Here is a 14104-nt window from a genome sequence, read left to right on the forward strand (position 1 = left end):
TGCCTTCGCCATTCGGGACTTGAACCCTATAGATAGCGCCCATGCTGGGCGCACACGCAAAGAGACCATGGAATCAATCTCCATGGTCTCTTCTTCATAAACGATTATGCCCATTCAACCACTTCAGAAAGCGATCGTCTCGTCTTCTCACGAGGCTCTCTGACCCGGTAGCCGAATGCAGCCATACAGGAAACGCCATAATTCCCTTTCAGTAAGCCTTCATCCTTCAAGATTTGCTCCACTTGTTCTTTATCAAAGCCTTCGATCGGACAAGAATCGATCCCAATTTGTGCAGCAGCCGTCATCATATTGCCCAACGCAATGTAGGTTTGCCGGCTTCCCCATTCAAACATCGCCCGCTCATTATCGATCAGCTTGAAATCGTCGGCCAAGAAGTTTCGGTACATCTCTCCCTTGCCTTTCTGCACATCCTCAGGAAGCTGCTGAACCTCTTTCATCATATATTGAATGTGTTCAGAATCAGCAACCAAATCGGCTTTCGTACGCGATAAAAGAACAACAAAGTGACTGGAAGTCGGCAGTTGTTTCTTCGCACCCCATGTTACCGGCAGCAGTTTTTCCCGAATTGCCGGATTCTGAATGACAAGGAACTTCCATGGCTCAAAGCCGAAGGAGCTCGGCGACAGCCGTCCTGTCTCGAGGATAAAGGCAAAATCGTCCTCGCTGATTTTACGGTCCGCAAGAAATTCTTTGCAGGCATGCCTAAATGCGTATGCCTTGAGTATTTGCTCTTTGACGCTAGAAGTCGCTATGTTCATTATGATCATCCTATCCTATAGTATCTATGTGATTCAGCGTGGTGCATCACAAGATCATTATAGATGGAAACATACAACCGCGTAAGTACGCACATTCTTGTTGCCAAGTATCATGTATGATACTTAGTGTTTGATCGATTATTCCAGCCAGATAAGACGGAAAAACGGTGTTAATGCCTTATATTCGAGGATTTCTGGAGGCAACCCATGACGTTAACGCGGAAAATCCGTTTTAAACTACTCGATTATCCTAAATCCTTCAATATAAGACGGAAAAACGGTGTTAAAGCTCCCCGTCGAGAAACAGCTGCCAAAAAAACTGATCATGCTACGCTGGCCGGATTCTTCCGCCTTCCTTCACAAGCCATTCGCCAGTTTCCCAATCCGACGGTATCCCATCCGTTCGTTTATAGTACAAATCCATGCGGAATACGACCTTATCGCGCCACGGCGAGTCGATCAGAACGCTCCTGAAAATATCCGCTAAGCCAGGAATCGCAAAGCCGGCCGGAGCAGGGAATAGTTCCTCGAGCTCTTGCCTCGATACGTCGGTAACTAAAGCAAACTGAAGAATAGGCAGGGTTGCATAGCTGTCGTATACCCATTCAAATTTTGGTGTACGTATGACGGAAAAGTCTGTGATCTCGTGCACAAACTCTTGCTCAGCAGCCGGAATGATAAATGGCCAATCTTCACCTGGATAACCATATATATTCGTAAATCGGGCAAGTCTGCACTCTAATGAGTCCCATTCTGATTTTGGACAAAGAGACACGGGTAGGTTAATTCCCGAATGGTCGAGGTCAATAAGATGTCCTTTAAGACGGGTATAGAGTTCGCCAATTTCTATGACATTCGGATTCGGAGTAGCGATAGCAGGTTCACTAATGACTTCTTCTGAAGCGGCTGTTTTCAAAAGAATGCTAGGGAAATGAACGCCTCCGTTTTGAAATGAAGTAACCGGCAGCATCCCCTCCGGGGCTAAGCCTGGTTGTAAACCACTACGACAACTTTGGATGTCGATGATCAGCGCTCTGAATATTTGATACCATTCATGTTCACATCGACGCTGATTCGGAAATGCCATTATGATTTTCTGGAGACGCTGCATGTCTTCCCCCCCTGTATGTGCCTATGCCTTCACTTTAATAGGGATATAAATGTCCATTTGGACAAGATCATTTCCGGGATGACAGCGCGCATCATAAAGCTCGAACTCCGAGCTGCCGGCGTGTTCATAGCCGGAATGCGGGAACCATTCCTCGAAGATAGCCTTCCACGTGCTTTGGATCGAAGCGCTGAATTGATCCGGAGTTACTTTCGGCGACGTGAATACCGCATAGGTTTCTTCAGGAAATTCCCTGCATATCAAACCTGCCGGAACTTGATCAGTACGCGTCACTTCCATGCCGATCAGGTACGAGAAAGTTCCCGTTTCCATATTAAAATCGGTGCAAATCCCCAGCTCAACAGGAGAATCCGCATGCACCCGATTAGGGATAGCCGCTCCCTTGTTCTCCTGCAAATATTCTTGCCAAAAAGCAGGGATCTCTTGCAGATTTTTCCCATCCATGCTACTTGTCTTTAACTCATAGCCAATCAATGTAAAAGCCGGTTTCCGTACGATGACATAGTCCATTTGAATGCCTCCCAGATATGGATTAAATCTTTTTTGCAGCACATTCGCTTTCGGATATTGGGGAGGGTGAATTTCTCGTTTGCGATATTCAGCCGGTGACATGGCAAACATCCTCTTAAACGCGCGGGTGAAATTCTCATGAGACTGAAAGCCGTTGTCGAGGGCGATCTCGAGCAGCTTTTTATCGGTATGTGCGATTTGGTAAGCCGCTTCGGCCAATCTCCTCTTTCTTACGTAATCCATCACAGAGTCTCCTACGATACTTTGAAACACTCTATGAAAATGAAATTCGGAGAAGCAGGCCACCTGCGCTAATCTCGCCACTGATAAATGATCCGCCCGATGATTTTCAATGAACTCAATCGTCCGTTGAATCTGGCCGTAATAATCTTCGCCCATCTAGTTCCTCCCCTTTATCTATACCTAGTGTATAGCGATTCGAAATTGTATGCTTGATATTTCTTGCTATTGTAACATGTACTTGAAGGTGCTTCATCCGGGAAATAAAGCATAGTTCCGACCAGCTTGCAAACAAGAAAAAACGTACCCTGAACTAGTGGAGTACGTTTTCTATAAATTACTTGTTCATTGAATTCCTTATTTCAATTCAACTTTGATCAAGCCAGGATCTACTGCTTTCAACAGGCTGAGATCATGGTAAGAATCTGCTTTTGGAACTGTTTTTATATTCCCTACAGCTTTCAAATAGTCGCCGACAGGCGCGCCGTTACTGCCATTCACATACGTGTCATCCACCACCATCGCATACACGTTGCGATCCATGATTTGCGTCAGTTCTTCCTCGCTCAAATGCAGTTCAGGCGCCAAAATTTTGATTGCATCTTTGCGGTTGATGTTGATATAGTCGGTCGCTTTTTTCAAAGCGGCGAGAATCGCTTTAATCGTGTTCGGATTTTTTTTGATATAATCGTCGGAAACCTGAATCGTCGTATGTACGCTCATCCAGTTGACATTGCCCTTTTTGTCCGGCAATTCGCTTTTGGTGCCGCTGAACAGGAACTTGCCTCCGCCTTGAATGGCTTTGGTGATGAACGGTTCCCAGCAGGCCATGGCATCAATATCGCCTTTTTGCAGCGCGACAACGGCATCGCTCGGCGCCAAATTCACGTATTTAATTTTACTGACATCGACGCCAAGCTCTTTGCCCATGTTATCGATCGCAATCTTCACGTCGGCTCCGTTCGGTATCCCGATCGTTTTGCCTTCCAGATCTTTGGCGCTTTTGAGCTCCAATTTCTTAGAACCGACGACCGCTTGGGTACCGGCAATTTGCGCCAAAGGAGCGACGATTTTGACAGGTACATTGGAAGACTTGAGGATAATATCCATGAAGTTCGTTTGAATGCTGACAGGCGCGCTGCCTCCGGCTACCATCGGTCCGATATCCGGGCCGCTTTCAATCAATTGGCTCGTTACGTTCAGTCCTGCTTCCTTAAAATAGCCGAGCTTATCCGCGATAATTTGCTGGGAAGAAATTTGCGCATCGCGCACCCCGACCAGTGTTACATCTTTGGTCTCCGGAGTTATCACTGCCGCAGATGTTGCTGCGGCTGTAGCCGCTGGCGTTGCTGTTGCTGTTGCTGCCGCTGTGGCCGCAGGAGCTGTAGTAGTCGTTGCAGCTTCTTTTGAACCGCACGCTGCCAAAACCATAGCCGACGTTACGATTAACGCTAAAGATTGAACCCATTTCCCTTTGTTTTTCATTGGTTTCCCTCCGCCTATCGTCTCTTTTTTTGAGTGATCAACTGCAACCTTTTCTACTTTTCAACGGCATCTCGCATGCCGCCCTTACGCCAAGCCAAGACCCTCCTTTCCAGGAGTTTCACCAGATAGGAAAACAAGCTGTAAGCTAAGCCAATGAGAATAATGGCGACAAACATATTGGAGATTTTAAAATAGTTCCTGGCATCGACAATGATATAGCCTAGCCCGGATTTGGCCCCCATCATTTCGGAAACGATCAGTGCTGAAAAAGATAATCCCAGAGAGACGCGGGCTCCGACGATAAAATTCGGAATGGCCGACGGAATCAAGACGCGCATAAAAATTTGACGTTCAGAAGCACCCAAACTCATTGCTGATCGAATTAACGTCGATGGAACCGACTTAAATCCGTCGACCGTATAGACGAGGACAGGGACGAATGTCGTCCATGCAATGAGCAGAATTTTGGGAAACTCGCCAATCCCGAACCAGATTATGAACAGCGGCAGCAAAGCTAGCGCCGGTATGGGACTTACCAGATTGAGAATAGGGGACATCCATCGTTCCACGCTACGGAATTTGCTCATCATGACGCCAATTACAACGGCGAACAGACAACCGATGACGAAGCCGGCAGCGATCCGAATCGAGCTGGAGATCAGACTTTGCACGACGAGACCCGTCTTGGCTAATTCCCATGCGTCGACTAAGACAAGTGAAGGCGGCGGCAAAAAAAGCGGATTAAACCAGGCAAACTTCTCGTTACACCTGGAAAAAGCTTCCCATATGACGAAAAAGGTTAGAAATGGAAGCGTGTTCCATTTTTCAAGAAAGCCATTCCCGGTGTTTTTACGCTTATTTGGCGTGACAATGCTCCTGGCTGGAGGCTGGATCAGCTCGCCATCCGCCATTACCGATGTGGATGTGTCGTTCATCAAACAGCCTCCTCTGCTTCATCTTCCATTAGAATCCGTTCGATTCTATGCATGGCTTCGCCAAACCCGGCAGATTCAAAAGTTCGTGGATGTTCAATATTAACGGCAAACGTATCGGCAATTTCGCCATCCTTCATCACGACCACACGGTCGGCCAAATAGACGGCTTCACTGATGCTGTGCGTAACGAAGAGAATCGTCGGCTTCAGCTTGGCACAAATTCTTCCGAGCTCTCTGCGCATCATGTCACGGGTCAAAATATCGAGTGCGCCGAACGGTTCATCCATGAGTAATATTTCAGGGGAACTCGCTAATGCCCTTGCGATCCCTACCCGCTGCTTCATGCCTCCGGACAACTCAGCCGGGTAATGATTTGCAACCTTTTCAAGCCCCACCAAATTTAGAAACTCCTTGCCGATTTCCTTGGCTTTAGCTCTCGTAATGCCTTGAACCTCAGGGCCGAATGAGATATTTTCGAGGACCGTATACCAGGGAAATAAAGCATGATCCTGGAACACCATCCCCCGTGACTTCGACGGTCCTTGAATGCGTTCCCCGTCTACTGAGATTGTGCCTTCGTCCGGAAGCAAGTAGCCCGCCACCATATTGAGGAGCGTTGACTTCCCACAGCCGCTGTGACCCAAAATACATATAAATTCATGGGCATGCACGGTCAAATCCACATTTTTCAAAACGGCGCGGTCCCCGTAGCTTTTCCCTACATGCTGGATCGTTAGTTTCATAACCTCACCCCTTTTTTATTTGCCTCATGACGACGTTGGATTCGACTTTGCGGTATCTCATACGAGATTGTATACAATCCCGATTAAAAAAAATGTGATCTTTCATCGTTATTTCCTTACTCCTGCAAACCCTTTGGATTTGAAAATATCCGCTAACGAATTAGGCTGCGCATCCTTTTCTTCAAAATCCAGAAACAGCTCAATTTCACTCAAATGATCCACCATCAATCGTGCAGCTTGCTCTTCGTCCCCCTGCTTCATCGCTCGCAAAATTCGCTCATGATCGTGACAGTATACGTTCTTCCTCATGCCATAAAATGCAATAATGACATAGGTAAGTGAAATCAGCTCTTCCAAGTATCGAAAGTAGTAGTAATTGCCGGCATACTCGCCGATTCGCAGATGAAACTCGCCAGTGATCCGCAGTGCCCCAAGCAAATCTCCCTGCAGATGCGCTTCATGCTCATCTTGCAAAAGCGTAAGGAGCTGAAAATGCTGAGCCTCGCTCATCGTTCGGCTAACCTTTCTGATGGCAGCTGACTCAAGCACTCTGCGCATTTCGAACACTTCTCTGGCTTCATGGATCGAAGGACATGAGACGAACGTTCCTTTGTAAGGAATGACCGTCACCAGCTTCTCGCTGGCCAAACGCCGCAGTACATTGCGCACCGGCGTACGGCTTACGCCGAACGACTCCGCCAAAACATCTTCGACAAGCTGCATATTGGGCCGAAGCTTTTGCTCGATAATGGCATCCTTAATCGCCTTATACATGTCTGCTTCATTCGCTTGTAACATGGGAATACGTTCTCCTAACTCTTGTTGGTATTTGATTCAACTTGATGGTAATATACGACTTCACACAACGTCAATATACTTAACATTGAAAATAGTCTTTTTTAGCAATGACAACAAATTTAGGCTGTTTTTTTGTAGACGAAGATGAAATAAAGGGGGATGGCTTTGGAAATGTCTAAAATCATGTGATTCAATATGACATACATTTGACTTAAAACTTCCGTCCGAGCAATTTTGCGTGTGTAGCGTCCTTTTTGGCCGCTATTCCACAAAAAAAAGTCGAGCAGAGATCCCTCTCTACTCGACTTCTTAAAAGGATAGCCACAAGCCGGCGCAATCCTCTATCCCTTATTTCTTAGCGCTAAACGCCAAACAACCCAGCTGCTTATTCCATACAGCACAGCGCTGGCATAAAACAGCGCATTGATGGTCAACCAATCAATGATATAGCCGCCAACAATAACGGCAAATCCGGAAGCCACGGATGTCCAGAAATGGAACGACCCTATGAATGCACCTCGCGCCCCCCGCTCAGTGTGGTCGGCAATTAGCTGCTTTTCGCTCATTTTTTGCATGGCATTGCAGGTGCCCATCAGCAGTTGGAGGATAAGGACCCATACATAGGACATCACCCATGGGAAGGCCAGCATAGCCACCATCATCCCCAAAGAGCTCGCGCTCATAATACGTACGCCGTGCCGATCCAATTTCGGAGCCAGCCATTGCGAAACGGCGGCAGAGCTTATCGTAAACACTGCGAAAGCCAGCCCATATTTGGAATAACTGTTCCCCAGGTTTTTCAAAAAAAGCAAGTAATACGGATAAATCATGCCCGCCGCCAGCGTAAAGATGCTTTGGGATCGAATCAGCCATTTCACATCCATCAGCGGCTACTCCCCTTTATAATCTTCATAAAAATAGTTTATGAACAGATGGGTCGGATCATACAGATCCTTCTTCCTGAAAAAAGCTTCATACTTCGGATATACGGTTCGAAATTGCTCTAATGACGGATAAGGGGCATAAGGCAAATAATACGTCCCGTTATGCTTAATAACCTCATCCAAAATGTGCCCGATACCGGTTTTGACCTTAAGCTGATCTTGGGTCGTTAGCGGCACATGAAAAAGACAAACCAATGCAAACATATCCTCCCTCGCATACGAGAGGACGGCCTCCTGATCCTGGTTCACATACCGAACCGTGATGTTCAAAAGGTCCAATTCTTCTTTGCTTAATACCCGTTTCATGTCTTCGAGAAACCCAGCAAACTCGTCCACAGGAATAAAATATTCCTGCAGCAGATCATTTTCCCCTGCCTGCCTGTACTCCATAAATTCGGATTCGGATCGCATGGCGTTATTCCTACTGATGCTGTGCCCTTGTTCTTTGGCAAAATAGTTCTTTTGCAACTCCCAGAATGCATCTCGTCCCCAAGTCCATGATCGGTTGAGGTTAAAGATCAACTTGGTCGGAATGACCCAGCTTTCTCTCGTTCGCAGTGTGTCGTGGCCCTCAAGCGGTGTTGTAGGATCGACTTGATAATTAATCGCATACATGTCGGTCAAAAAGGTACCAGGCGCAACGGAGACGCGTGCGATATGCATATGAATATCCGGATTGGATTTCACCTTGTCCTTAAAATAGCTGCCATAATCGCGGACGCTCATCCGATCGCTCGAAATCGTATACATTTCATTATCCGTCAAAGTTAGGGTCACATCTAAAATGATGCCGAATAGTCCGTATCCCCCAAGTACAAGCGGGAATAGATCCGCATGCTCGGTACGGCTTACTTCCATAATTTCACCATCCGCTGTTAACAATCGAAAGGATTCCACACTCTTGATCAGTGATCCATTCCGGATATCCCGGCCATGCGCATTAATGCTGATGGAACCGCCTACGGTGAAAATATTTTGGGACTGCATCGTTTTGACCGATAGACCGTAAGGATTGATCGCATTTTGGATATCGTTCCATGTGGCTCCTGCCTGAACACGAATTCTTTTCTCCTTCGGTTCGAAAGACAGGATTTGATTGTACGAAGTCATGTCGACGACAATTCCATCCTGGTAATACGTATGCCCGCCTTGGCTGTGCCGCTGACCGGATATCGAGATGCTCCAATGATTTTGCTTCGCCTCGCGGATCAGAGCAACCAACTGCTCCTCTTCCTTCCCCTTGACAACACGTTTTACCTTAACCGGGTGCAAACGGCTGTAGTCCGTTACTGCATAAGGATCTTGATCAGGGCCGGCATTATGAAAATAAGTCAACAAACATACGATGATCAGCATTACTAAACAGATGGTTTTTTTCATTATCCACCCCGCCCTATGTAATTCAGTCTAATCATACTTGTTACTGTATGAAAAGCAAAGGAGCATTTCAAAACCGGAATGGTTTAAAATGCTCCATATAAGGATCGAGTTATTTCTTTTTATAGTTTAAACCGGTGAGCCATGAACTGCATCTCTGAGGACATGATTTCCAGCGTTTCCGAAGATGAAGTCAGCTCCTCCATCGCTGCAAGCTGTTCTTCCGTAGAAGCCGAAATCAGATGCGCCAAATCGTTAGTCTGGTTCGCCATCCGTTCGATTTCCTGCAAGGATGCGGCGATTTCTTGCGAGCTGGCCGACATCTCTTCGGCAGCCGCCGACGCTTCCTGAACCTGATTCACGACACTCCGCGTGGCGTCAAGAATCCGCACAAAAGCTTGGCCTGTATGCTGGATCGCACTCACGCCTTGCGCGACTTCCTGCTCCCCTTTTTCCATCGCCACGCCGGCATGTTTCATATCCTCTTGAATGGCTTGGATGAGCTCGGCAATTTCAGCGGCTGATGCCGTCGAACGCTCTGCCAGCTTTTTCACCTCGCCAGCAACGACAGCAAATCCTTTGCCCTCATCTCCAGCGCGTGCCGCTTCAATGGAAGCGTTCAAAGCAAGCAAATTCGTTTGTGCGGAAATATCGGTAATGAGCTGAACGATATCGCCAATTTGCTGCGAACGTTCCGTCAGTTTCTCTACAATCTCCGCAAGATCGCCCACGGTCCTGCTCACCGCATTGATCTGCTCGGTTGATTCGGTGATCAATCGGTTGCCTTGCTCCGCTTCTTGCAGCGTCATCTCCGACGCTTCATAGGCAGCAGCTGAAGTTGTTGCAATCCGCTGGATCCCAACCGCCATTTCTTCCATCGCCGTGGAGCTTTCATTGACGCTCCGCGCCTGAGTTTCATTGCTTAAAGCCATATCTTGAATCGAGATCGAAATTTGGTTGCTCGCACCTGTCGTTTCACCAATCGATTGATTTAATTCATGCGTTGCATCCGTCAACCGGTCCGAATTGGACAAGAGTCCGGAGACAATCTCACGTAAGTGGGTGTACATCGATTCAAAAGAAACAGCGAGTTCACCAATTTCGTCTTTATTGCTCACTTTTAAATTGGATGTGCGAAGGTCTCCCATCGCAAACTGCTCAGCCTGACGGGCAAGTTGCTTAATGGGTCTGGAAATGTGAAGAGCAAATAGCGTCATCACCACGCCTCCGGCCACCCAGCAGCAAATCAAAGTAATAAGGATCGTATTTAAAATATGTACTTGTCCCTTATTGTAATCCTGCATATAAGAGCCTGCAGAAATAATCCAACCCCAATCCGAGTTCGTTGCCTCGGCGTAGGCAATTTTCTTCGCTTCTTTTGAAGAGTCAGGGAGCGGCCAATTGTAGACCGTGAAATCCCCGCCGCTTTTTCCTTTTTGGATCATATCCTTAATATAATAAAAGCCGTCGCTCGTCTGTTTATCGAGAATGTTTTGGCCTTCCAAAGAAGGATGAGCCAGTAAGTCGCCTTTCTCATTCAAGATGAAAAAGTAACCGTTAGCGCCGAGATTAAAGTTGGCATTGATCGAGCGCTTTCCATCTTTTTTCGCTCCGAGCAATATTTCTTTTACTTTTTCCTGGGCATCTTCTTTGGACATCGCCCCCTGTTTCGAAGCTTTTTCGAAGGAATCCGTCAGCTCCAAAGCCATCTCGACTGTATTCTTCAAGTTGCTTTGAATCAATTTATCGGTTTCTTGCGATGAGACCTTGTAGGTGATGGCACCCATCACTAAAATGGGCGTTAACAGCAAAAACAGTGACACTAACACTAATTTTTTGCGTATGGTTAAACGCCATATTTTTTTGTTTTTCGACATATATACCCCTCCATTAACCAAGACTATAGTCCTATTTCATTGTAAAACACCACACTGATATTTACCATACATTTCCTACCTCGAATGATACTTCTTCATGAACTTTCTGTGAAATTTTACCTGCACGCATGCAAAAAGAGGCCATCCTTAGGATGACCTCTTTGTACCGTATTCTTATTCTCTTGGCTGCAGCAATCTTTCGCCTGCAATCCCAGGCGTTGTCATTTGAATTGGATTGAGAATCTCTTCGATTTCCTCTGGCGTCAGCAGCTGTTTCTCCAGAATGAGTTCTTTCAGCGACATGCCGGTACGCACCGCTTCTTTCACTAGTTGCGCGGCGACTTCATAGCCCAGATGCGGATTAAGCGCCGTGACAATGCCGAAGCTTTGCTCGACATACGCTTTGCATCGCTCCCGATCCGCTTCCATGCCCTCAACTGCGAACTGCTCGAACACTTCAGCCGCATTGCGCATAATTTTGAGCGATTGCAAGAGATTGAAGGCGATGACTGGCCCCATGACGTTCAGCTCAAATTGACCGGCTTCGCAAGCCAGGCAGATCGTATGATCGTTGCCGATGACCTGGAACGCCACCTGGTTGACAACTTCAGCCATAACGGGATTGACTTTACCCGGCATAATGGACGATCCCGGCTGTCTCGGCGGCAATTTGATTTCGCCAAGTCCTACCCGGGGACCGGAAGCCATAAGCCTGATATCGTTACAGATTTTCGACAGATTAACGGCGCATACTTTCAGTGCTGCGGACAGTTCGGTGTACGCATCCATGTTTTGCGTTGCATCCACCAGATGCTCGGCCAGCTCGATCGGAAGTTGCGTTTGCTCTTTTAAATGACGCATAACACTTTCCACGTAAGCCGGTTTCGCATTAAGCCCTGTACCTACGGCCGTCGCTCCCATATTAACGGTGAGCAAGCCTTGCGAAGCTTGGGCGATTCTCTTGATGTCTCTTTCGATAACGCGGGCATAGGCCCCGAATTCCTGGCCCATCCGAATCGGAACCGCATCTTGCAAATGGGTTCTGCCCATTTTAATGACGTCATCGAACTCGGTCTCCTTACGGCCGAAGGCGGAATGAAGCGTTTTCATTGCGGTAAGCAGCAATTCTGTCAATCGATAGGCTGCAATCTTGATCGCCGTCGGAATCACATCATTCGTCGATTGTGACATATTGACATGATTATTCGGATTACAGTGGAAATAGTTCCCTTTCTCTTCACCCATCAGTTCAAGTGTCCGGTTTGCCAATACTTCATTCATATTCATATTAATGGACGTACCGGCGCCGCCTTGAATGGAATCTACGATGAACTGCTCGATGAGCCGGCCTTGCCGAACTTCCTCGGCAGCTGCAACCAACTGCTCGCCGATTCTTTTTGGCAGCATGTGAGTATCCATGTTGGCCAGCGCCGTCGCTTTCTTCACTTCAGCCAAAGCCGTAATCAGCTCAGTATGTATAGTCACTCCTGTAATTGGAAAGTTCTCAGTCGCACGCATCGTCTGAATGCCGTAATACGCTTCCGAAGGCACCTGTTTTTCACCTAAAAAATCTTTTTCAATCCGATAACTCATTGAACACACCATCCCTATACTTCGTCATATGCAATCATGACGCAAGAAGATGCAGCACGTCATCGTGCTGCTCATAGAAACTAATTCGCGGTTAATTACATCGATTCCTGCTTAAGGCAAGAAATAATTATCCACTGGTTAATAACTTATTATTTAACAAATACAATTGTACCAAACCGCTGAGGGATATGGTAGTCCACGGCTCCGGTCGGCGACCACGCCCAGTAATGCCGGGTTCCTTGCCGATCATCGTCAATTCGATATAAATTCCAGCGCCATCTCGTACCGGACTGAGGATATTCGCCCAGGTCTTCAAAAGGTATTCGAAGCTCATAATGCCTCCATCCACTGGCTCCTTCGGTTGCTTGGGTCATTAGACCCGCTGCATCCCAAGAGGTGTCCACCGTTTTGGAACCGGCCAGATCATTATGAATCAACGCATCGAAAACGATGTTGCGCGGGCTCACTTCGAACTCATAGTATGAACGCCCTGTGCCGGCCGTGTCGATAAATACTTCTACCACATCCTCCATGTAAATAGGATCGTCCCTCCGCACCATCGTGGCTACGATATGATCGTCTTCGCACTCGAAGCGGATGTTTAACTGGTCCTGCGTCCAGCATGCACGAACACGAGTCTGCAATCTCGGGTTTTCTCCAGTGACTACTTCACGTAAAGGAATGGCTTCGATGCTCTCCCACGGAAGGTCTAACGTGTTGTCGTCTATGTATCGGCATTTGTAGATCATAGAATGTTCCTTTCTGTAGTCTCAACTTTTGTAGACAAGATTAATATCGTATATTTTTTTCATAGCTCTTGAAATTTGATCCTTGGTACTCGAAGTCATATTGATTTTCCAGGAGTATTCCAGCTTATCAATCGTTTCCTCGCGCAAGCTTTCATATTTTTTCTTCGCTTTCTCCACTTTGGTGATTACATTCCTCATAAACATGGCGGATGCAATGCTTAATAGCAAAGATAGCAGCACATATCTATTGGCAAGCAAAAGACCTAGCATGGCCATGACGTTACCGTTTGAGCCTACCATAATATTTCTGTTAAATGCAAAGGCAAAGATAAAACAGATGACGCCTGTGATGACAAAGTAAAAACTTCGGAGTTTTTTAAGTTTATCCCATTTTTCCTTGCGCTCTATCAGTTCTTCCAGCAGCTTTTGCGTATCGCCGGATAAATCCAGTTCAGACCAATTCATGGACATCCCCTCCTTCACTATTGATGGTATGCTGAATTGTTTGTCTTGATGCGCGGGTAAAAGACTGACTGTATTTGTCAGTGATGATTGTGTATGGTTATCATTGTAGTGTACTTACATCTCAATAAGAGGAGATTGGATATGAATAAATTCGGTATGTACGTAAAATTCACCACGCATGCAGGCGGACGCGATGCTTTTGTCCAAATCCTCATGGAAGCTGCAGCCGGCATGCAATCGGTCACGGGTTGCGAATTGTATGTCGTCAACGTGTCGGACAGTGAGCCCGAAACGGTATGGGTGACCGAAATATGGAGTGATTCCGCAGCGCATGAAGCTTCACTATTGAATGAGGGTGCCAAAGAGATGATCTCACGAGCCAGACCATTTATCGCAGGCGTAGAGCAAATCAGACTGCGCCCCATAGGTGGAAAAGGGATCTAGCAGTATCATGAATCTGCATGCATACTTTACAAAGAA

14 protein-coding genes are annotated in these 14104 nt (G+C 46.9%); 1 reads left to right on the top strand and 13 read right to left on the bottom strand.

Going from position 1 to position 14104, the window contains the following annotated elements:
* Nucleotides 1-104 precede the first annotated feature (104 nt).
* From ACFQZT_RS11120 to ACFQZT_RS11180, 13 genes are all read right to left on the bottom strand, one after another.
* Nucleotides 105-779, bottom strand: coding sequence for an NAD(P)H-dependent oxidoreductase (locus ACFQZT_RS11120; RefSeq protein ID WP_379299634.1), 675 nt, complete (start codon nt 777-779; stop codon nt 105-107).
* Between the two features lie 328 nt (nt 780-1107).
* A complete protein-coding gene (locus ACFQZT_RS11125) occupies nt 1108-1890 on the bottom strand; it encodes a hypothetical protein (protein WP_379299636.1) in 783 nt (260 codons plus the stop codon).
* A 21-nt stretch (nt 1891-1911) separates the two neighbouring features.
* Nucleotides 1912-2817, bottom strand: a complete 906-nt coding sequence (locus ACFQZT_RS11130; protein WP_379299638.1) for an AraC family transcriptional regulator — start codon at nt 2815-2817, stop codon at nt 1912-1914.
* Between the two features lie 198 nt (nt 2818-3015).
* Nucleotides 3016-4143 (bottom strand): ABC transporter substrate-binding protein, encoded by a 1128-nt coding sequence (locus ACFQZT_RS11135; protein ID WP_379299640.1) that lies wholly within the window; start codon nt 4141-4143, stop codon nt 3016-3018.
* Nucleotides 4144-4196: 53 nt separating this feature from the next.
* Complete coding sequence (locus tag ACFQZT_RS11140; protein WP_379299642.1) at nt 4197-5078, bottom strand: ABC transporter permease; 882 nt, start codon at nt 5076-5078, stop codon at nt 4197-4199.
* The gene (locus ACFQZT_RS11145; RefSeq protein ID WP_379299644.1) at nt 5078-5821 is read right to left on the bottom strand and encodes an ABC transporter ATP-binding protein; all 744 of its coding nucleotides are present in this window, start codon (nt 5819-5821) and stop codon (nt 5078-5080) included. Before ACFQZT_RS11145 ends, ACFQZT_RS11140 begins: the two co-directional genes overlap by 1 nt.
* Nucleotides 5822-5929: 108 nt before the next feature.
* On the bottom strand, nt 5930-6619 hold the full coding sequence (locus tag ACFQZT_RS11150; protein WP_379299646.1) for a GntR family transcriptional regulator: 690 nt from the start codon (nt 6617-6619) through the stop codon (nt 5930-5932).
* Between the two features lie 341 nt (nt 6620-6960).
* A complete protein-coding gene (locus ACFQZT_RS11155; RefSeq protein ID WP_379299648.1) occupies nt 6961-7503 on the bottom strand; it encodes an MFS transporter in 543 nt (180 codons plus the stop codon).
* Nucleotides 7504-7509: 6 nt separating this feature from the next.
* Entirely contained in the window at nt 7510-8943 is a 1434-nt protein-coding gene (locus tag ACFQZT_RS11160) for an FAD-binding protein (protein ID WP_379299650.1), read from the bottom strand.
* Between the two features lie 119 nt (nt 8944-9062).
* Nucleotides 9063-10817 (bottom strand): methyl-accepting chemotaxis protein, encoded by a 1755-nt coding sequence (locus tag ACFQZT_RS11165; protein ID WP_379299652.1) that lies wholly within the window; start codon nt 10815-10817, stop codon nt 9063-9065.
* Nucleotides 10818-10991: 174 nt separating this feature from the next.
* Complete coding sequence (gene aspA, locus ACFQZT_RS11170) at nt 10992-12422, bottom strand: aspartate ammonia-lyase (RefSeq protein ID WP_379299654.1); 1431 nt, start codon at nt 12420-12422, stop codon at nt 10992-10994.
* 137 nt (nt 12423-12559) lie between these two features.
* A complete protein-coding gene (locus tag ACFQZT_RS11175) occupies nt 12560-13159 on the bottom strand; it encodes a carbohydrate-binding family 9-like protein (RefSeq protein ID WP_379299656.1) in 600 nt (199 codons plus the stop codon).
* Nucleotides 13160-13180: 21 nt separating this feature from the next.
* Nucleotides 13181-13624: a DUF2663 family protein gene (locus ACFQZT_RS11180; RefSeq protein WP_379299658.1), complete on the bottom strand. Its 444-nt coding sequence runs from the start codon at nt 13622-13624 to the stop codon at nt 13181-13183.
* Nucleotides 13625-13765: 141 nt separating this feature from the next.
* Between ACFQZT_RS11180 and ACFQZT_RS11185 the strand changes: the two genes are divergently transcribed.
* Complete coding sequence (locus ACFQZT_RS11185; protein WP_379299660.1) at nt 13766-14068, top strand: putative quinol monooxygenase; 303 nt, start codon at nt 13766-13768, stop codon at nt 14066-14068.
* Nucleotides 14069-14104: the final 36 nt, after the last annotated feature.

Origin of the sequence: Paenibacillus sp. GCM10027628 (assembly GCF_042676385.1) — a bacterium.
Lineage (GTDB): Bacteria > Bacillota > Bacilli > Paenibacillales > NBRC-103111 > Paenibacillus_E.